The sequence below is a fragment of the Fretibacterium fastidiosum genome (assembly GCF_000210715.1).
Taxonomy (GTDB): domain Bacteria; phylum Synergistota; class Synergistia; order Synergistales; family Aminobacteriaceae; genus Fretibacterium; species Fretibacterium fastidiosum.
Genome location: NC_021038.1, coordinates 2,343,154 through 2,360,753, shown reverse-complemented (window position 1 = coordinate 2,360,753; position 17,600 = coordinate 2,343,154). Strand labels below are relative to the sequence as shown.

At 64.2% G+C, this 17,600-nt stretch carries 14 protein-coding genes and 1 tRNA gene; 5 read left to right on the top strand and 10 right to left on the bottom strand.

The window, feature by feature from the left end; translation table 11 throughout:
- The coding region (locus tag SY1_RS10630) for an N-acetylglucosamine-6-phosphate deacetylase (RefSeq protein WP_208873766.1) at positions 1-649 on the top strand (649 nt) is incomplete at its 5' end.
- 60 nt (positions 650-709) lie between these two features.
- Here SY1_RS10630 and SY1_RS10625 read toward each other — a convergent pair.
- The 4 genes from SY1_RS10625 to SY1_RS10610 all read right to left on the bottom strand — a co-directional run bounded on the left by SY1_RS10625 (position 710) and on the right by SY1_RS10610 (position 5,458).
- The gene (locus tag SY1_RS10625) at positions 710-1,075 is read right to left on the bottom strand and encodes a VOC family protein (RefSeq protein ID WP_208873765.1); all 366 of its coding nucleotides are present in this window, start codon (positions 1,073-1,075) and stop codon (positions 710-712) included.
- Positions 1,076-1,114: 39 nt separating this feature from the next.
- Positions 1,115-2,941, bottom strand: coding sequence for an aspartate--tRNA ligase (gene aspS, locus SY1_RS10620; protein WP_015557020.1), 1,827 nt, complete (start codon positions 2,939-2,941; stop codon positions 1,115-1,117).
- Between the two features lie 84 nt (positions 2,942-3,025).
- Positions 3,026-4,021: an AIR synthase family protein gene (locus SY1_RS10615; RefSeq protein WP_015557019.1), complete on the bottom strand. Its 996-nt coding sequence runs from the start codon at positions 4,019-4,021 to the stop codon at positions 3,026-3,028.
- 243 nt (positions 4,022-4,264) lie between these two features.
- Positions 4,265-5,458 (bottom strand): sodium ion-translocating decarboxylase subunit beta, encoded by a 1,194-nt coding sequence (locus tag SY1_RS10610; RefSeq protein WP_015557018.1) that lies wholly within the window; start codon positions 5,456-5,458, stop codon positions 4,265-4,267.
- Positions 5,459-5,807: 349 nt separating this feature from the next.
- Between SY1_RS10610 and SY1_RS10605 the strand changes: the two genes are divergently transcribed.
- Positions 5,808-8,459 (top strand): valine--tRNA ligase, encoded by a 2,652-nt coding sequence (locus SY1_RS10605; protein ID WP_015557017.1) that lies wholly within the window; start codon positions 5,808-5,810, stop codon positions 8,457-8,459.
- A gap of 61 nt (positions 8,460-8,520) precedes the next feature.
- On the opposite strand, the gene SY1_RS10600 is transcribed toward SY1_RS10605, so the two are convergent.
- Positions 8,521-9,210 carry a response regulator gene (locus SY1_RS10600; protein WP_015557016.1) on the bottom strand — a complete coding sequence of 230 codons (690 nt, stop codon included), beginning with the start codon at positions 9,208-9,210 and terminating at the stop codon, positions 8,521-8,523.
- 156 nt (positions 9,211-9,366) lie between these two features.
- Here SY1_RS10600 and SY1_RS10595 point away from each other — a divergent pair.
- Positions 9,367-9,442 (top strand) — tRNA-Arg (locus SY1_RS10595).
- An 87-nt stretch (positions 9,443-9,529) separates the two neighbouring features.
- Here SY1_RS10595 and yihA read toward each other — a convergent pair.
- The 5 genes from yihA to tig form a co-directional block, all read right to left on the bottom strand.
- Complete coding sequence (gene yihA, locus SY1_RS10590) at positions 9,530-10,117, bottom strand: ribosome biogenesis GTP-binding protein YihA/YsxC (protein WP_015557015.1); 588 nt, start codon at positions 10,115-10,117, stop codon at positions 9,530-9,532.
- On the bottom strand, positions 10,117-12,489 hold the full coding sequence (gene lon, locus SY1_RS10585) for an endopeptidase La (protein WP_243440674.1): 2,373 nt from the start codon (positions 12,487-12,489) through the stop codon (positions 10,117-10,119). Before lon ends, yihA begins: the two co-directional genes overlap by 1 nt.
- Position 12,490: 1 nt before the next feature.
- The gene (gene clpX / locus SY1_RS10580; RefSeq protein WP_208874052.1) at positions 12,491-13,789 is read right to left on the bottom strand and encodes an ATP-dependent Clp protease ATP-binding subunit ClpX; all 1,299 of its coding nucleotides are present in this window, start codon (positions 13,787-13,789) and stop codon (positions 12,491-12,493) included.
- Between the two features lie 250 nt (positions 13,790-14,039).
- Positions 14,040-14,627 carry an ATP-dependent Clp endopeptidase proteolytic subunit ClpP gene (gene clpP, locus SY1_RS10575; protein WP_015557014.1) on the bottom strand — a complete coding sequence of 196 codons (588 nt, stop codon included), beginning with the start codon at positions 14,625-14,627 and terminating at the stop codon, positions 14,040-14,042.
- Positions 14,628-14,640: 13 nt separating this feature from the next.
- Positions 14,641-16,014, bottom strand: coding sequence for a trigger factor (gene tig, locus SY1_RS10570; protein WP_208873764.1), 1,374 nt, complete (start codon positions 16,012-16,014; stop codon positions 14,641-14,643).
- A gap of 201 nt (positions 16,015-16,215) precedes the next feature.
- On the opposite strand from tig, the gene SY1_RS10565 reads away from it, so the two are divergent.
- Entirely contained in the window at positions 16,216-16,647 is a 432-nt protein-coding gene (locus SY1_RS10565; protein WP_015557013.1) for a hypothetical protein, read from the top strand.
- A 25-nt stretch (positions 16,648-16,672) separates the two neighbouring features.
- A partial coding sequence (locus SY1_RS10560; RefSeq protein ID WP_481128940.1) for a nucleoside-diphosphate sugar epimerase/dehydratase occupies positions 16,673-17,600 on the top strand: 928 nt, incomplete at its 3' end.

The following is a 17,600-nucleotide window of genomic DNA, read 5'->3' as shown; positions in this document are numbered from 1 at the left end:
GTTCTCGCCGACGCTGGACCCACAGCACTCCTTCACGCGCAGCCTCAGGGGGCTGGGCATCGTCCCCTCCCTGGGGCACACCACGGCGGACTTCGACCTGGCGCTCTCCGCCGTGCGGGCGGGGGCGCGTTCCATCACGCACCTGTTCAACGCGCAGCGCGGCCTCCACCACCGAAGACCGGGGATGGTCGGGGCCGCGGCGGTCTCCGACGCCATGTGCGAGTTCATCGCGGACGGACGGCACGTCGTGCCGGAGCTCTTTGAGCCCGTCTGCCGGCTCATCGGGACGGACCGCCTCATCCTGATCACGGACTCCATGCGCGCGGCGGGCCTGCCCGACGGGGACTATCGCTTCGCAGGCGGCGTCGTGATGGTCCGGGACGGCCTGCCCGTCAACGGCGACGGGACGATCGCGGGGAGCGTCCTCACGATGAATCGCGCCCTCAAAAACTTCCATCAGGCCACGCGGCGCCCCCTGTCCGAGCTCTCGGCAACGGTCTCGCGGAACCCGGCCCGCCTCCTGGGCCTGACGCGCAAGGGGGAGCTTGCAGCCGGAATGGACGCGGACATCGTCTGTCTCGACGACGATTTCAACGTCAGGGCGACCTTCGTCGAGGGCCGTCAGGTCTTCGGCGCATTCGGCGCATAAAAAGGCCTCCCGTCCACTCCGGAGCGTCAAGCGCCGGAGGGACGGGAGGCTTGAGGACCGTCAGCGGCGAGGCGGAAGGACCTCCAGCCAGTACCCGTCCGGGTCCTGAATGAAGTAGACCCCCATGGCCTCGTTCTCAAAACAGACCCAGCCCTTTTCGCGATGAAAGGCGAGGGCCTTGTCGTAGTCCTCCACTCGGAAGGCCAGGTGAAACTCCTCCTCGCCCAGGTCGTAGGGCTCCCTGCGCTCCCTCATCCACGTGAGCTCCAGCGTGAAGTCGGTCGTCCCATCGCCCATGTAGACGAGGACGAAGTCCCGCCCCTCCTTGCGTCGGACCTCGCGCAGGCCAAGGGCCTCCTCGTAGAAGGCCACGCTCCGCTCCAGGTCCAGGACGTTGAAGTTGACGTGACAAAATTCTGCCCTCAAAGCCGTTCCCTCCCTCAGCCTGAGATTTGCCGAACGCCCTTATTCCGCCTCGGGGGGCACGACGGCGATCCGAAGCTCGTCGAGCCGGGATTGCTCCACGACGTCCGGGGCCTGAGAGAGCAGGCATTGAGCCCGCTGGGTCTTGGGGAACGTCATGACGTCCCGGATGGACTGCCCGCCGCAGAGGAGCATCACCAGACGGTCCACGCCCAGGGCGATGCCGCCGTGGGGGGGCGTCCCGTAGGAAAGCGCGTTCAGGAAGAACCCGAATCGACGTTTGGCCTCCTCAGGCGAGATGCCGAGGCACTTGAAGAGCCGGGCCTGCACCTCCGGATCGTGGATGCGGATGGAGCCTCCCCCCACCTCGTTGCCGTTCAGGACGCAGTCGTAGGCGCGGGCGAGGGCCTTCGACGGGTCGCGCTCCATCAGGTCTCCCTCTTCAAGGACGGGGGAGGTGAAGGGATGGTGCATCGCCACCCAGCGCTTCTCCTCGTCGCTCCACTCGAAGAGCGGGAACTTCGTCACCCAGAGGAAGCGCCACTCCTTTTCGTTCATGAAGCCGCGGGATCGGCCCAGGTCGAGGCGCAGAACGCCCAGGATGGTGCAGGCCCTGGCGCGGGAGGCATCCGCCAGCACGAACAGAGCGTCCCCGTCCTTCAGGTTCGCGATCCGGCAGAGCTCCTCCAACTCCCCTTCGGTGAGAAACTTAACCAGAGGGCCCTTCAGAGCTCCCTCCTTCATCTGAAACGCCGCAAGCCCCGATGCGCCGAACTTCCTGGCGCGGTCCTCGAGGTCCATCAGCTCCTTGCGCGAGAGCGCCGCCCCGCCCGGCAGAGGCAGCGCCCTCACCACACCGCCGCCGTCCAGCACCTGTTTGAAGGGCTCGAAGGAAGCCTTTGCAAAGACGGAGGCCACGTCGCAGAGCTCAAGGGTGACGCGCAGGTCCGGCTTGTCGCTCCCGTAGCGGTCCATGGCGTCCCAGTAGAGCATACGTCCAAAGGGCGTCGGAACGTCCACACCAAGGACCTCCTTGAAGAGCCCCTTCATGTAGCCTTCGATGAGCTCCATGACGTCGTCCTCGACGACGTAGCTCATCTCGATGTCCACCTGCGTGAACTCGGGCTGGCGGTCCGCCCGGAGGTCCTCGTCCCGGAAGCAGCGCGCGATCTGGTAATAGCGGTCGAAGCCGCTGACCATCAGGATCTGCTTGAAGAGCTGGGGGGACTGGGGCAGCGCGTAGAACGTCCCGGGGGTGACGCGGCTGGGGACGAGGTAGTCGCGGGCCCCTTCGGGGGTGGCCTTCGTCAGGATGGGCGTCTCCAGCTCAACGAACCCCTGCCCCTCCAGGTAGCGCCGCGTGAAGGCGTTGATTCGGCTGCGGGTGCGCAGGTTGTTCTGCATCCTCTCGCGCCTCAGGTCCAGGTAGCGGTAGGTCAGGCGCAGGTTCTCGTCCACGTCGTCCGTCGCCTCCCCCACCTCGAAGGGGATGGGCGACGCCTTGGACAGGATCAGGAGGTCCTGGGCGACGATCTCCACCGCGCCCGTCTTCAGCCCCGGATTCTCCGTGCCCTCGGGCCGTATCCGGAGCTTGCCCCGCACCGCGACGCAGTACTCGCTCCTCAGCCCGCCCGCGGCCCCGTGCACGTCTCCCGCCTCAGGGTTGAACACCACCTGGACGGACCCCGTATGATCCCACAACTCGATGAAGATGATGCCGCCCAGGTCACGCCGCCGGCGCACCCATCCGTTGGCCCGAACCTCTCTGCCCGCGTCTTCCCTGGAGAAATCGCCGCACAGCTTCGTCCGCTGCCACGACCTGTCAAAAAAATCCCCTCTTGCCGTCTCGCTCCCGCTGGAACTCGCCATCGCATAAGCTCTCCTCTATGACAAAACTATAACCACTGCAAAAGAACAATCCGCTTGGGTCCCTATTATACTATATCCGCTGCCCTACGCCCTTCCCCTGGCCAGGAGGTCCCATAGCTCCTCGTGCATGTCCAGCCGATCCTCCGCGCCGTCGCCCTTCGTCGTGCCAAATTGTCCTATAATGCTTGAAGGGATACGCTTCTGAAGGAGGGCGGCCTGAGCAGCCCCCACCCCTTCCTCCGAGACGGCGGCGATCAGCATCCCCGACGAGATCAGGCGCATGGGATCGAAGCCCAGGGAGGCCGCGGCCCGTCGCGTGATGGGAGAGATGGGGACGGCGTCGCGGTCGAGCGTCAGCGGAAGCCCGGCAGCCTTGCAGACCTCCAGGAGGGCTCCCTCCAGGCCGCCCTCCGTGGGGTCGTGCATGTAGTGCGAAAAGTCCCGAAGGGCCCTGGCCGCGGGGACGACGGAGAGGTCCTTCCTCCAGGCGCGGACCGTCGCCAGCTCCTCCGCGCTGAGGCAGCCCAGGAGGTCCGGCCTGTCGTGCGCCAGGATGGACATCCCCTCAAGCCCGGCGTGACCGGTCACGAGGAGCCTGTCGCCCGGCCGTATCCGGCTGATCCCCAGCCGACAGTTGGCGGGCCCCATCATCGTCCCCACGATGACGGGCCAGTCGTAGCGGTCCGACAGTTCCGTGTGCCCGCCCACCACGGCGATTCCCATGGCGGCACAGGCCTCATGCACCTCCCGCATGATCCGGCCGACCATGGCAACCCCCTCTCCCGCCGGAACGATCAGCGTCACGATGAGCCAGGACGGCTCGCCGCCCTTGCAGACGACGTCGTTGGCGTTCACGTGGACCAGGAGCTCCCCCGCGCCCTCCGAGGCCCCCACGATGGGATCGGACGCCACGACGAGGAAGCGCTCGGCGTCCGGCCACCGGATCAGCGCAGCGTCCTCGCCGAGTCCGCCTCCGACGATCAGGTCCTTCCGGGGCGCTCCCGCATAGCGCAGCACGTTCCGGCGGAGCTCGTCCGGCGGCAGCTTGCCCAGCATGACGCCTTCTTCAAACTGACTCATGGAACAATCCCTCCCCATCCTGAAAAACTTTTTGAGAGCCGCGCAGCCCCCACTTCTCATGTCTTTTCGGCCCGCTGCCGGGCGCAGGCTCCAGGGCCTGCGGTGGGTCAACGCGGGTTGGTATTGTAGCAGAGGAACGCAAACCCGCATAGCCGCACGCAGGGGTCTTGCCATGAGCAAAGCCGCCCCCCAGGGGGCGGCCTGCGTTCGCTTCCTCAACAAAGAGTTTGGACGGCGGGTTCCCTACTTGGAGAGCAACGTCAGCATGACGCCCGCCGCCACCGCGGTGCCGATGACGCCCGCCACGTTGGGCCCCATAGCGTGCATCAGCAGGAAGTGGCCGGGGTACTCCTCCTGGACAACCCGCTGCACGACGCGCGCTGCCATTGGGACGGCCGAAACGCCTGCGGAGCCGATCATCGGGTTGATCTTGCCGCCCGAGAGCACCTTCATGAGCTGACCGAAGAGGACCCCACCAACCGTGCTGAAGATGAAGGCGATCAGGCCGAGCAGGACGATGATGAGCGTGCGGGCCTGCAGGAACTTGTCGGCCTCCATCGTGGAGCCGACGGCGAGGCCCAGGAAGATCGTGGTGATGTTCAGGAGCTCGTTCTGGGCCGTCTGGCTCAGGCGTTCCGTGGCTCCGCACTCGCGCAGCAGGTTGCCGAACATCAACGTACCAACCAGAGGCACGCAGGCCGGAAGCACCAGGCCGGCCACGATGGTGCAGATGATGGGGAACAGGATCTTCTCGCGCTTGCTGACGGGGCGGAGCTCGCTCATCACGATGCCGCGGTCCTTCTTCGACGTGAACATCCGAATGAACGGAGGCTGGATCAGCGGGACGAGGGACATGTAGCTGTAGGCCGCAACGGCGATGGCGCCCAGAATCTCCTCCTGTCCCAGCTTCATGGTCAGGTAGATGCTCGTGGGTCCGTCCGCGCCGCCGATGATGCCGATGCTCGCGGCCTGCTTGATGTTGAAGGCCACGTCGAGGCCGAAGCTTTTGGCGATGGGGCCGACCCAGTTGGCCCCGATGAAGGAGACGAACACGCCGAACTGCGCGGCAGCGCCCAGCAGGAACGTGATCGGGTTCGCGATGAGGGGGCCGAAATCCGTCAGGGCGCCTATCCCAAGGAAGATGATGATGGGGTATATCTCGTACTGCGCGCCGAAGTAAACGGCCCGCAGGAACCCAAGCGAGGGGTTTTCCGCCGTGGGCAGGTCCATGATGCCGGACAGGGGCAGGTTGACCAGCAGGCAGCTGAAGGCGATGGGAACGAGGAGCAGGGGCTCAAACCCCTTGCCGATAGCCAGGTAGAGCAGGACGAAGGCGACGATGATCATGACGAGGTTGCCCGTCCCCGCGGGGGAGAACAAGACCGCGAACCCTGATGAGTCAAAGAGCTCGCGCAGCGCTGTGACGTACATTTCCATGCTCCGCATTCCCTCCTGTATTAAGGGCCCTCGGACGCTTTGCCCGAAGGTCCCGTTCGACAAAGAACCGCACTCGAATCCATCGCTTGAAGCAGCATGAATTAAAATAACATAAAAGGACAAAAAATGCACGCAGAAACGGCGCTGAACATCGAAACGAAACTCCGGCGCGCCCTTTGAGCGCGTCGATCGAGAACTGATCGAGAACTTATATTTCCCTGTCTTATATGCTAGAATGTTTGATTTAGGATTCCTTGTCCTGGCTTCTTTATCAGCGTTGCGGCCCTGGACCGCCGCTTTGTCACGACAGCGCGAGGCAAATTTTTTGGGGGACGGAGTGTCGATTGTAATGAAGAGGAACCGAGAGCTCGCCAAGGGCTATTCACCCGATGCCATCGAGGAGAAGTGGTATGCGTTCTGGCTGGAGAAGGGGCTGTTCAATGCGGAGCCCGACGCCTCCAAAGAGGCCTTTTCCATTGTGATCCCCCCCCCGAACGTCACGGGGTCGCTCCACATGGGGCACGCCTTCAACAACACCTTTCAGGACATCCTGTGCCGGACGAAGCGCATGCAGGGATACAGCGTCCTCTGGCTCCCCGGGACGGACCACGCGGGCATCGCGACGCAGAACGTCGTGGAGAAGGACCTGGCCAAAAAAGGCCTGACCCGCCACGACCTCGGGCGCGAGGCCTTCGTGAAGAAGGTCTGGGAGTGGAAGGAGGTCTACGGCGACCGCATCATCAAGCAGATGAAGCGGCTGGGGAACTCCTGCGACTGGCGGCGCGAGCGCTTTACGTTCGACGAGGGGCTGTCCCGCGCCGTTCGGGCGGTGTTTGTGCGCCTGTACAAAAAGGACCTGATCTACAAGGGCAAGTACATCATCAACTGGTGCTCCCGCTGCCACACCGCCCTCTCCGACCTGGAGGTGGAGTACCGGGAGATGCCCGGAAAGTTCTATTACGTGCGCTACCCCTTCGTCGGCGAGGAGGGATCGCTCCTCGTGGCGACGACGCGCCCGGAGACGATCCTGGGAGACGTGGCCATCGCGGTGCATCCGCGATCGGAGCAGTACCGCGGCATGATCGGAAAAAGGGTCCGCGTCCCCCTGACGGATCGCGAGATCCCCATCATCGAGGACAACATGGTGGACCCGGAGTTCGGGACGGGCTGCGTCAAGATCACGCCGGCCCACGACCCCAACGACTTCCTGGTGGGACAGAGGCACGACCTGGAGCAGATTCAGGTCATCGATTCCGAGGGCGTCATGAACGAGAACGCCGGCAGGTATCGGGGTATGACCCTGGAGCAGGCGCGCGAGGCCGCGGCGAAGGACCTCGACGCGCTGAGGCTGCTGGAGAGGACCGAGGAGATTAAGCACTCCGTCGGTCACTGCCAGAGGTGCGGGACCACCGTGGAGCCCTACCTTTCCGAACAGTGGTTCGTCCGGACGAAGCCCCTTGCGGAGCGCGGCGTTCAGGCCGTCAAGGACGGCCGCATCACGTGGACGCCGGAGCAGTGGGAGAAGACGTACTTTCACTGGATGGAGAACATACGGGACTGGTGCATCTCCCGCCAGCTGTGGTGGGGACACCGCATCCCGGCCTGGACCTGCGCCGACTGCAGGCACGTCACCGTCGCCGAGACGGACCCCGCGGAGTGCGAGAAGTGCGGCAGCCGAAACATCGCGCAGGACGAGGACGTGCTGGACACCTGGTTCAGCAGCGCGCTCTGGCCCTTCTCCACGATGGGCTGGCCCGAAAGGACCCCGACGCTCGACTACTTTTACCCCACGTCGCTCATGGTGACGGGGTTTGACATCATCTTCTTCTGGGTGGCCCGGATGATCATGATGGGGCTTGAGTTCATGGACGAAGTCCCCTTCAAGGACGTCTACATCCACTCCCTGATCCGGGACGAGAAGGGCGACAAGATGAGCAAGTCGAAGGGCAACGTCATCGACCCCCTCGTCATGATCGACCAGTACGGCGCCGACGCGCTGCGCATGGCCCTGGCGGCGCTCTCCACTCAGGGGCGGGACATCCTGCTCTCCTCCGACAAGATAGAGACCTACAGGCACTTCATGAACAAGCTGTGGAACGCGGCGCGGTTTGCCCTGATGAACCTCGACGACGAGCCCCAGCCCATCGACCGGGCACGGCTGCGCCTCCAGGACCGCTGGATACTCACCCGCTGCCAGGAGGTGACCCAAAAGATCACGAAGTGCATCGACGGCTACGACATCGGCGAAGCTGCCCGAAGCCTCTACGACTTCACCTGGGGCGACGTCTGCGACTGGTACATCGAGATGTCGAAGCCCGCGCTGCGCGGCGACGAGGGGCCGGAGCGCAGGCGAACGGCACAGGGCGTGCTGGATGAGGTCTTCAAGACGCTCCTTCCGCTGCTCCACCCCTTCATCCCCTTCGTGACGGAGGAGCTGTGGGCCGCGTTCGGCTGGGGCGACACCTCCATCATGAGGGCTCCGTGGCCCCGGCCTCAGGAAGCGCTCTGCTTTGCCGACGCCCGGACCTCCATGCGCGCGCTGCAGGATACGGTGTCCGCGCTGCGCAACCTGCGGGCGGAGGCGCACGTCGCTCCCCAGCAGTGGATGAGCCGCGCGGTGATCCGGGTGGACAACCCCGCCGTCGCGGAGATGCTGCGCGACAACCTGGGGCAGCTCTCAGGCCTCTGCCGCGTTCACGAGGTCGCGATCACTCCGCTCTCTGAGCCGCGGCCCGCGGCCTCGCTGGCCTCCGTCGTGGGGGACGCCGAGATCGGCCTGCCCGTGGGAGACGTGCTGGACATCCCGTCGGAGATCGCCCGCTTGACCCAGGAGATCGCCTCCATCGAGAAGAACGTGGCGGCCAGTCGGGCCAGGCTCGACAAGCCCAGCTTCGTCTCCAGGGCTCCCCAGGAGGTGGTGGAGAAGGAGCGTGCGCGGGTGGCCGAGGGCACGGCGCAGATCGCCCGCTTAAAGGAGAACCTCGACAGCATCAGCCACTGAGCGCTGGACGCAGCGCGCCCCCCACAGGCCGTGGGGGGCGCTTTTCAGTCCGAGGCGGGAATCAGCTCTCGATCCCGGCGCCGTCGCCGATGAGCTGCTCCATCGTCTCCGGGCTCATCTGGGCGAAGCCCAGCTTCCAGGCGAGGATGGCCGCCTGAGTTCGGTCGCGCAGCTCCAGTTTCTTCAGCATGTGGCTGACGTGGTTCTTCACCGTCTTCTCGGAGAGGACGGTCTTCTGCGCCACCTCCTGGTTGCTCATCCCCTGGGACAGCCAGTACAGGACCACCTTCTCACGGGGGGAGAGGTCGTCCAGAAGGCTGTTCTCGTTCTTCCTCCTGGAGAAGCTGGTCATCAGCTTCCCCGCCACCTTGGGGTCCACGTAGGGCTCACCGCGACAGGCTGCGCGAATGGCCGCGATCAACTCCGACCTTCCGGAGGACTTGAGGACGAAACCCTTCACTCCCTCGGCGGAAAGGGTGGCCAGGCAGTCCTCGTCGTCGTAGGCGCTGACGGCTACGGAGGCGGCCTTGATTCCTCTGGCCTTGATCTCCCGCGCCAGCTGCACCCCGTCCATCTGCGGCATGTTGATGTCGAAGAGGATGACGTCGGGACGGTGCTGGCGAAGCAGCTCCAGCGCCTCCTCGCCGTCGGCCCCCTCCCCCACGACCTTGATGTCCGGCTCCAGCTCCAGGATCTTGCGCAGACCATCCCTGAAGAGCTTGTGATCGTCCGCTACGACTATTTTGATCATGATCCCCGCACCTCGTCTCAAATGTTTCGGGCCTTGACTCCAGATCGGTCTTCTCGGAAGTCGAGTGAAAATCCTTCAGGAATTTTACCGAGAATCTGGATTTGCACCTTCATTTTTCGTCAAAATATGCTATAGTTACTGGCGTTGACCTGACGCGCGCCTGTAGCTCAGTGGATAGAGTGACGGCCTCCGGAGCCGTAGGTCGGGCGTTCGAATCGCCCCAGGCGCGCCAATGTCTTCCCCGCTTCATCGCCGTTGTCCCTCCACAAGAATGGTACAAGTACGCAAGTAACGGAGAGAAGGCTGGCGCCGTTCCCGTTCAATCGTTTCGCTCAAGAAAAGACCGAATGAACGACCTCAACTCCTCGACGCCGACCCGCTTCTCCGCGGACGTCACGATGGGGAGGTCAACGGAGTGCAGTCCCCTGGCGACGTACTGTCTGACCCTGTCCTTCCATCGTCCTCGCGCCAGCTTGTCCGCCTTCGTAAAGACCACCAGAATATCCCTGCCGCAACGGACGAGCCACTCCTGAAGCTCGAGGTCGTTGGCCAGGAGCCCGTGCCTGAAGTCCACGAGGTGGCACACGAGGCGGAGGGCGGCACGGCCCTCGACGTAGGCCGAGATCAGTCGGAGCCAGGCGTCCTTCTCGGCCTTGCTCCGCGAGGCGTACCCGTATCCCGGCAGGTCCACGAGCCGGAAGGGACGCTCATCCTCCTCGACCCGATAAAAATTGATGCTGCGCGTCTTGCCGGGTGTGGCCCCGACGTGCGCCAACCTGATGCCCAGAAACGCATTGATCAGGCTGGACTTCCCCACGTTGGATCGTCCGGCGATCACGACCTCCGGACACTCCTCCGGGGGCAGCTGCTGCGGAGTGAAGCACGTGGCCTCAAGCGAGACGCGCATTACTTCTCAAGAGCCCTTTCAAAGACCGACAGGACGTCTTCGACGTAACTGAAGGTCATTCCCCTGGTGTACTCCTGCGGGACCTCCTCGACGTCGGCCCGGTTGGGAAGGGGAAGGAGGATGTGAGACACGCCGTGGCGGCGGGCGGCCAGGATCTTCTCCCGGATCCCGCCGACGGGCAGGACCTTGCCGCGGAGGGATATCTCCCCCGTCATGGCGATGCCCTGCCGGACCCTGCGACCGCTCACCGCGGAGAGGATCGCCGTCGCCATCGTGACGCCGGCGGACGGCCCGTCCTTGGGGACGGCACCTTCCGGCACGTGCAGGTGGATGTCGAGGGCCTTCCAGTCCACGTCCTCCAGGTCGAGGGCCGCGCTCTCAGACCTCAGGTAGCTGACGGCGGCCTTGGCGGACTCCTGCATCACATCGCCCAACTGTCCCGTCAGAAGCAGCTCTCCCTTCCCCTTCATGATCACAGCTTCGATGATCAGGACGTCCCCGCCCGCCTCGGTCCAGGCGAGCCCCACGACGCTGCCCCTCTCCGGGGCGGTGGGGACCGCCAGGTCGTAGAGCTTGGGGGACCCCAGGTACTCCTTCAGGTCCGCCACCTTGACGGAGGCCGGCAGGGAGAGGGGCGCGCCCTTGTCCTCCCCCTCCACGACCTGCCGCGTGACCTTCCGCACGATCGTCGAGAGGCATCGCTCCAGCCCGCGGACCCCAGCCTCCTGGGTGTAGGAGCTGATGATCTTCTTCAGGGCGGGGACCGGAACCTTGAGCTCCATCCGCTTGAAACCGTGTTCCTTCAGGCTGCGGGGCAGGAGGTAGCGCGAGGCGATCTGCACCTTTTCCTCGGCGATGTACCCCGGAAGGGAGATGAGCTCCATGCGGTCGAGCAAGGGCCTGGGGATGGAATGGGTGACGTTCGCCGTCGTGATGAAGAGGACCTCGCTGAGGTCGAAGGAGACTTCGAGGTAGTGGTCGGCAAAGTGCGAGTTTTGGCGGGGGTCCAGGACCTCCAGCAGAGCGGAGGCCGGGTCGCCTCGAAAGTCGTTGCCCAACTTGTCGATCTCGTCCAGGAGCATGACGGGGTTGCAGCTGCCCGCCCGCACCAGCGTCTGAATGATGCGTCCCGGCAGGGAGCCGATGTACGTCCGTCGGTGTCCGCGTATCTCCGCCTCGTCCCGAACGCCGCCCAGCGATACGTTGATGAACTTTCGGTTCAGCGCGTCGGCGATCGACCGGCCCAGGGAAGTCTTGCCGACTCCGGGAGGGCCCACGAAGCAGATGATCTGCCCCTTCATGTCCGCACCCGCATGGCGGCGCACGGCCAGGAACTCCAATATCCTGTCCTTCACCTTGCGCAGGCCGTAGTGATCGCGGTCCAGCACCTTCTCCGCCTGCGAGATATTGTCGTTCTCCTCCGTCCGCACCCCCCAGGGGAGGTCCAGGAGCCAATCCAGGTAGCTTCGGATGACGGCAGCCTCCGGGGAGATGAAGGGCATCTTGCGGAGGCGGGAGAGCTCCTTCTGGGCCTTTGTCCTGGCCTCCTCGCTCATGCCGGACCCCTCGATCCTCTCCGTGTAGGCGCTCCACTCCTCCTCCTCGCTTTCGCCCTGTCCCAGCTCGTTCTGGATGACGCGCAGCTGTTCCCGAAGGTAGTACTCCTTCTGGTTCTTGTCCACGGCGGAGCGCACCCGGTCCTGGATGTCGCGCTCGAGCTCCAGGATGTCGTTCTCCTCGGTCAGGAGGCGCAGGAGGAACACGAAGGCCTCCCGCATGTCCTGGATTTCGAGCAGCGCCTGTCGGTCCTCCAGTTTGATGGAGATGTGGGAGCCGATCAGATTGATCAGCTGCTCCAGGTCGTCCAGGGCCGCGATGGAGGCCATGACCTCGCCCGGTATCCTGGGCTGAAGGGCGTTGTAGCGCTCAAAGCACTCCAACACCCGCCGCCGCCAGGGCTCAAGGGCCTTGCGGTCCGCGTTCCTCCACGCGACCGGTGTAATGTGGGCGACGAACATCTCGTTGTCCAGCCGGTACTCCTCCGTCTGCATCCTGGTCGCACCCTCGATCAGGAGCTTGGTCGTCCCGTCGGGCAGGCGGAGCATCTGCATGAGGCTGCACAGGGTCCCCACCTTGTACAGGTCCGACGCCTCCGGGTCCTCCACGGCGTTGTTGGACTGAGCGACGACGAAGAGCTTCTTGTCCTGGAGGAAGGCGGACTCCACCGCCCGCAGGGAGCGGGGCCGTCCCACGAAGAGGGGCATGATGACCCCGGGAAAGACCACGGTGTCCCGCACCGGGAGCGTGGGGCAGTCCCTCTCCTCCACGTCGGCCGGGTCCTTCTCCCCCGTTATCAGAATCTTCGTCGGCACTTCAGGCGACCTCCCTGGCCTCGGCCAGGAGCCTTTCAAGGGACGTCTTGTGGTTCACGAAGTCCTCCGTTATCACCAGTTTCTTGAAGTTCTTCTCCATGGAGGGGAGCTCGAAGAGGAGGTCCAGCATCAGGTTCTCCATGATGGCCCTCAGCCCGCGGGCGCCCGTCTTCTTCTGCACCGCAAGCTCCGCGATGCGCTTCAGGGCATCCCGGGTGAACTCCAGGTCCACGCCCTCCATGGCGAGTATCTTCTTGTACTGCTTGACCAGCGCGTTGCGCGGCTCCTGAAGGATGCGGACGAAGGCGGCGGTGTCCAGCTCCTCGAGGGCCACCAGCACGGGGATGCGTCCCACGAGCTCCGGGATGAAGCCGAAGGTCACCAGGTCCTCCGGCTGGATCTTGCTCAGGACGTTGTAGCGGTCGTCCGCGCTGCGCGCGGCCAACTCTCCGCCAAAGCCCAGGGAGCGCTGAAACTCGCGCCGTGCCACGATGTGCTCGATCCCCTCAAAGGCGCCGCCGCAGATGAACAGGATGTTCTCGGTGTTCATCTGAATGAAGTCCTGGTGCGGGTGCTTGCGTCCGCCCTTTGGGGGGATGTTGGCGATGGTCCCCTCCAGGATCTTGAGCAGCGCCTGCTGGACGCCCTCGCCGGAGACGTCCCGCGTGATGGACACGGACTCGGACTTGCGCGCTATCTTGTCGATCTCGTCCAGGTAGATGATTCCCCGCTCCGCGGCCGACAGGTCGTAGTCGGCGGCCTGGAGGAGGCGAAGCAGGATGTTCTCGACGTCCTCCCCCACATACCCCGCCTCCGTGAGCGTCGTGGCATCCGCGATGGCAAAGGGCACGTTCAGCCTGTGGGCCAGCGTCTGGGCGATCAGGGTCTTGCCCGACCCGGTGGGCCCGACCAGAAGGACGTTGCTCTTCTGGAGCTCGATGTCGGAGTTCTTCAGCTCAAGGTTGTTGCGGACCCTCTGATAGTGGTTGTAAACCGCGACGGAGACGACGCGCTTCGCCCTGGACTGCCCGATGACGTACTGGTCCAGGAACGCGTTGAGCTCGCGCGGCTTCACTGCCTCGAGCTCGGCAAAGGGCAGGGGGCCTTCCTGCGGGACCGCGGTGCCCTTCGCGCCCTCCGGCCGCCCCCCTCCCTCCTCGGCCAGGATCATGTTGCAGAGCTCGACGCACTCGTCGCAGATCCAAACCCCAGACCCAGCCATCAGGCGGTGAACCTCGTCCTGGGACTTCCCGCAGAACGAGCAGTGAACGTCATTGAAACCGATATCAGTTCTTTTCATCTTCTTCAACTGTAAAAAGACCTCCGGGGAGCGTCCCCCTGCGGCAGACGGAACGGGTGTCCGTCCTCTGCCAAGCCATGCGGCCCCGCATTAAAAAGGGACCGCCAGGCACCGTGCCTCGAAAGCTCGCCCGCGCTGCAGCGGTCACGGCGCGCTGTTACAATAATTTCCTCAGTTTACAGACACAACGAAGGGGACGGAAAGGCATCCTATCCCCTCAAGCGAACCTCTGTGCGGGCCCGTTCGGGCGTCAGCGCGATTCGATGATGCGGTCGATCAGGCCGTAGTCCAGCGCCTCCTGAGCCGTCATGAAGTTGTCCCGATCGGTGTCCTGGGCCACCTTCTCCACGTCCTGTCCCGTGTGCCGGGCCAGGATCGCGTTCATACGCTTTCTGGTGTTCAGGATGTTGCGCGCGTGGATCTCAATGTCGCTCGCCTGCCCACTCGTGCCGCCCAGGGGCTGATGGATCATGACCTCCGCGTTGGGGAGCGCCAGGCGCTTCCCCCTGGCTCCCCCGGACAGGAGGATGGCGGCCATGCTGGCGGCCATCCCGACGCAGATCGTCGATACCGGACTCTTGATGTACTGCATCGTGTCGTAGATGGCCATCCCCGCCGTGACGCTCCCGCCAGGGCTGTTGATGTAGAGGTGGATGTCCTTATCCGGATCCTCGCTCTCCAGAAACAGGAGCTGCGCGACGATAGAGTTCGCCACGTCGTCCATCACCTGGGTGCCCAAAAACACGATGCGGTCCTTAAGGAGCCGGCTGTAGATGTCGTAGCTGCGCTCGCCGCGCCCCGTCTGCTCGATAACGTAAGGGATGTAATAGGTGCTCATCAGGACCTCCTCCTTACCGTTGCTCCTGGGGCTGTCCTTCCTTGATTTCCTTCTGCGGGACGGAGAGCTCGGCGACTTCCCTGACCTTCACCAGCGACAGGACCTGCCTGAGCACCTTGTCCTGGTACACCTCGTTCGTCAGCTGCTCCATCGCCTTCTCGTTCTTGTAGAAGTAGGCGGCCAGGCTGTTTCGGTCGATCCCATAGAGGGAGGCACGCCGCTTAAGCTCCGCCTCCACGTCCTCCTGTTCGATCCCGACATCGTACTTCTTTGCCACAGCGTTCAGGACCAGGGTGCGGCGCACGAGGTTCTCCGCCCTCGTGTCCAGGATCTTCAGGTAGTCCTGCTCCCAGTGGTCGTTCTTCGGGCCCAGGACCTGGTGCAGCTCCATGCCGTAGCGCTCCTTCGCCTCCTGTTCGTCCCTGCGGCGCAACGTCGCGGCCTCCCTCTTGATCATGGAGACCGGAACCTCCAGCTCGGAGCGACGGACGAGTTCCTCCAACGCACGGAGGGCTGCGTCATCACCGTTCTCCCTTTCGAGGCTGGCCGCGAGGTCGCTCCGCATCTTGCTGCGGAACGCCTCCTCGGTGAGGACCTCCGTCTCGTCGCCGAACAGCTTTTTATAAAACGCCTCCCCCAGCTCCGGGAGGACGCGCTCCACGGCGCTCTCCAGGGTCATCGTGTAGTGAATGCGCTTGCCCGCGACCTTCTTATCCTGATAATCGGGTTCAACGTCAAACTCCGTCTCGACGACGTCCCCAATGGAATGCCCCAGAAGCGCCTCGCGGATTGCAGGGCGCACGTTCTCGTCGGCGAGGTCGATCTCGTTCTTCCGCGGCGCGGTCTCCTCCGCGCCCTCCTCCAGGACCCGGACCCGAAAGGTGACGGTCACGACGTCGTTCACCTCCACAGGGCGCTCCACCGGGTTCAGGCTCGATCGGTCCCTGCGCAGGCGGTCGATGAGCTTCTCCAGCATGTCGTCCGTGACGTCGGTCCTCACCTTTTCGACCTCGATCTCCCCGATCTCCGGCAGCTTGACCTCCGGCATCACCTCAAAGCTCAGTTCGCAGGAGACGGGCTGGCCCTCACGAATATCGCCCGCGCTCAGCAGAGAGGGCTGATCGATCGTCTCCAGGTCGTAGTCCTCCAGGATCTGCGGCACCGCGTTTGAAAGGAGCTTTTCAAGGGTCTCGTTGTAAAGCGCGTCGCGCCCGACGCGCATCTCGATGACCTTCCGGGGAGCGTGTCCCCGGCGGAACCCAGGGATGTTAAGATCGCGAGACAGCTCGCGCAGCGCCTTCTTGAGGCCGTCCACGAACTCGTCCGCTTCAAAGTTCACCTTGATCTTGACGACGTTTTTATCCTGTCCCAGCAACTCTGTATTCATTCCTCAGGCTCCTTTCGACCTTGCAAACGCGCGTATTATACCATTAAAAACGAACAAAAGCGCGGAGGCTCCCGATCGCCCCGTCTCTTTTTCGCCAGCGACGGCACGCGCTCCGTAGAGCCCTCCGTCTGTGCTAGAATGAACGTTGTTGCGTCATCGGCGGCACGGTCGCCGCACTTTATTTTTTGGAGGAATTTTATCATGCCGATGCAGATAGGTCTCGACGAGTTGATCTCCATGCTGCTCGCCAGGATGGACGGCCTGACGATGGACTCGGAAAACCAGAAGAGCCGCTTCAACATCATGTTCCGCATCCTGTACAGGAAGGGGTTCTTCGACGAGAGCGACGTGCTGGACGCCGTTCGGGAGGAACACGGCATCCTCCACTCCCTGGGGATGCTGAAGGAAATGCCGGACGAGAAGGCCCTGAAGGCCGTGGCGGACGGGCTGATGCTGTGGATCAAGGGGGACGTGGAGGCCATCAAAAAGTCCATCGAGGACTACGACAAGCGCTTGAAAGAGGCCATGTCGCACCAGAAGTCGAAGATCGACGTCGCCCCGGCCGCCGTGCTGGACCAGCTGGATCGTCTGGGCGGCGGCAGTCAGGGCGGCGGAAAGAAGCTAATCCTCTAGGGTCACCAGGGGACGCAAGGGCATCATGAGGCGTCTTTTGCTGGCGACGCTCCGCCTGTGGAACCGGGCGGCCAACAGCGGCCTTATCGTGGCGCTGCTCGACCTCCTGCTCCTCGCCCTCGCCTGCTACCTGGGGTACGCCATACGGCTCAGCCTCTTCATCCCCGCACTCTACGCGAGGGACTGCATCGTCACGGCGATCGCCTTTCCGGCGCTGGCGTCGGCCATCTTCACGGTCTTCGGCCAGTACAAAATTCTGTGGACCCAGGCCAGCCTCGAGGACTACGTGCGCTTCAGCGAGCTCTACCTCCTCGCCTCCCTGCTCTTTGTCCTCGTGAACGGCGTCTGGCGCCTCGTCCTCCTCCCGCGCACGTCCCTGGCCATCATGCTCTCCGCCGGCGTCCTCTTCAGCGGGGCGCTCCGCGTGTCCTGGCGCCTCCACGCTCAGCCGGCCAGGGAAGGGGAACGACTGAAGGCCCTCATCGTCGGGGCCGGCGAGGCGGGCGCCCTCCTGGCCCGCGACCTCATGCGCAACGCCAGCAGCCTCGTTCCGAAAGCCTTCGTGGACGACGACCCCCAAAAGGCGGGCAAGCGGATCGCGGGGCTGAAGGTCGTCGGCGACACGTCGCGGCTGGCGGAGGTCGTCCGGGAGGAGGGGATCCGGGTCGTCCTGATCGCCATTCCTTCAGCGCACGGCCGCAAGATTCGCTCCCTCTACAAGCAGCTCGCTCCCCTTGGGGTGGAGGTTCGCCTCCTGCCCAGCCTGCGGGAGCTGGCGGGCGGTGCGGTGTCCGTCACGAGGCTGCGCAGCGTCAAGCTCGAGGACCTGCTGGGGCGCGATCCCATCAGGATCGACCTGGACGAGGACTCGAACTACATCCGGCGCCGGCGCGTCCTGGTGACCGGGGCGGGCGGTTCCATCGACAGCGAGATCGTTCGGCAGGTCATCCAAA

Excerpts from the sequence above, each read along its gene's own strand:
- SY1_RS10615 (WP_015557019.1), bottom strand. The coding sequence starts at position 4,021 with ATGAGTCAGTTTGAAGAAGGCGTCATGCTGGGCAAGCTGCCGCCGGAC.
- SY1_RS10600 (WP_015557016.1), bottom strand. The coding sequence starts at position 9,210 with ATGATCAAAATAGTCGTAGCGGACGATCACAAGCTCTTCAGGGATGGT.
- SY1_RS10565 (WP_015557013.1), top strand. The coding sequence starts at position 16,216 with ATGCCGATGCAGATAGGTCTCGACGAGTTGATCTCCATGCTGCTCGCC.
- yihA (WP_015557015.1), bottom strand. The coding sequence starts at position 10,117 with ATGCGCGTCTCGCTTGAGGCCACGTGCTTCACTCCGCAGCAGCTGCCC.
- SY1_RS10610 (WP_015557018.1), bottom strand. The coding sequence starts at position 5,458 with ATGGAAATGTACGTCACAGCGCTGCGCGAGCTCTTTGACTCATCAGGG.
- aspS (WP_015557020.1), bottom strand. The coding sequence starts at position 2,941 with ATGGCGAGTTCCAGCGGGAGCGAGACGGCAAGAGGGGATTTTTTTGAC.
- SY1_RS10605 (WP_015557017.1), top strand. The coding sequence starts at position 5,808 with ATGAAGAGGAACCGAGAGCTCGCCAAGGGCTATTCACCCGATGCCATC.
- clpP (WP_015557014.1), bottom strand. The coding sequence starts at position 14,627 with ATGAGCACCTATTACATCCCTTACGTTATCGAGCAGACGGGGCGCGGC.
- clpX (WP_208874052.1), bottom strand. The coding sequence starts at position 13,789 with ATGAAAAGAACTGATATCGGTTTCAATGACGTTCACTGCTCGTTCTGC.
- tig (WP_208873764.1), bottom strand. The coding sequence starts at position 16,014 with ATGAATACAGAGTTGCTGGGACAGGATAAAAACGTCGTCAAGATCAAG.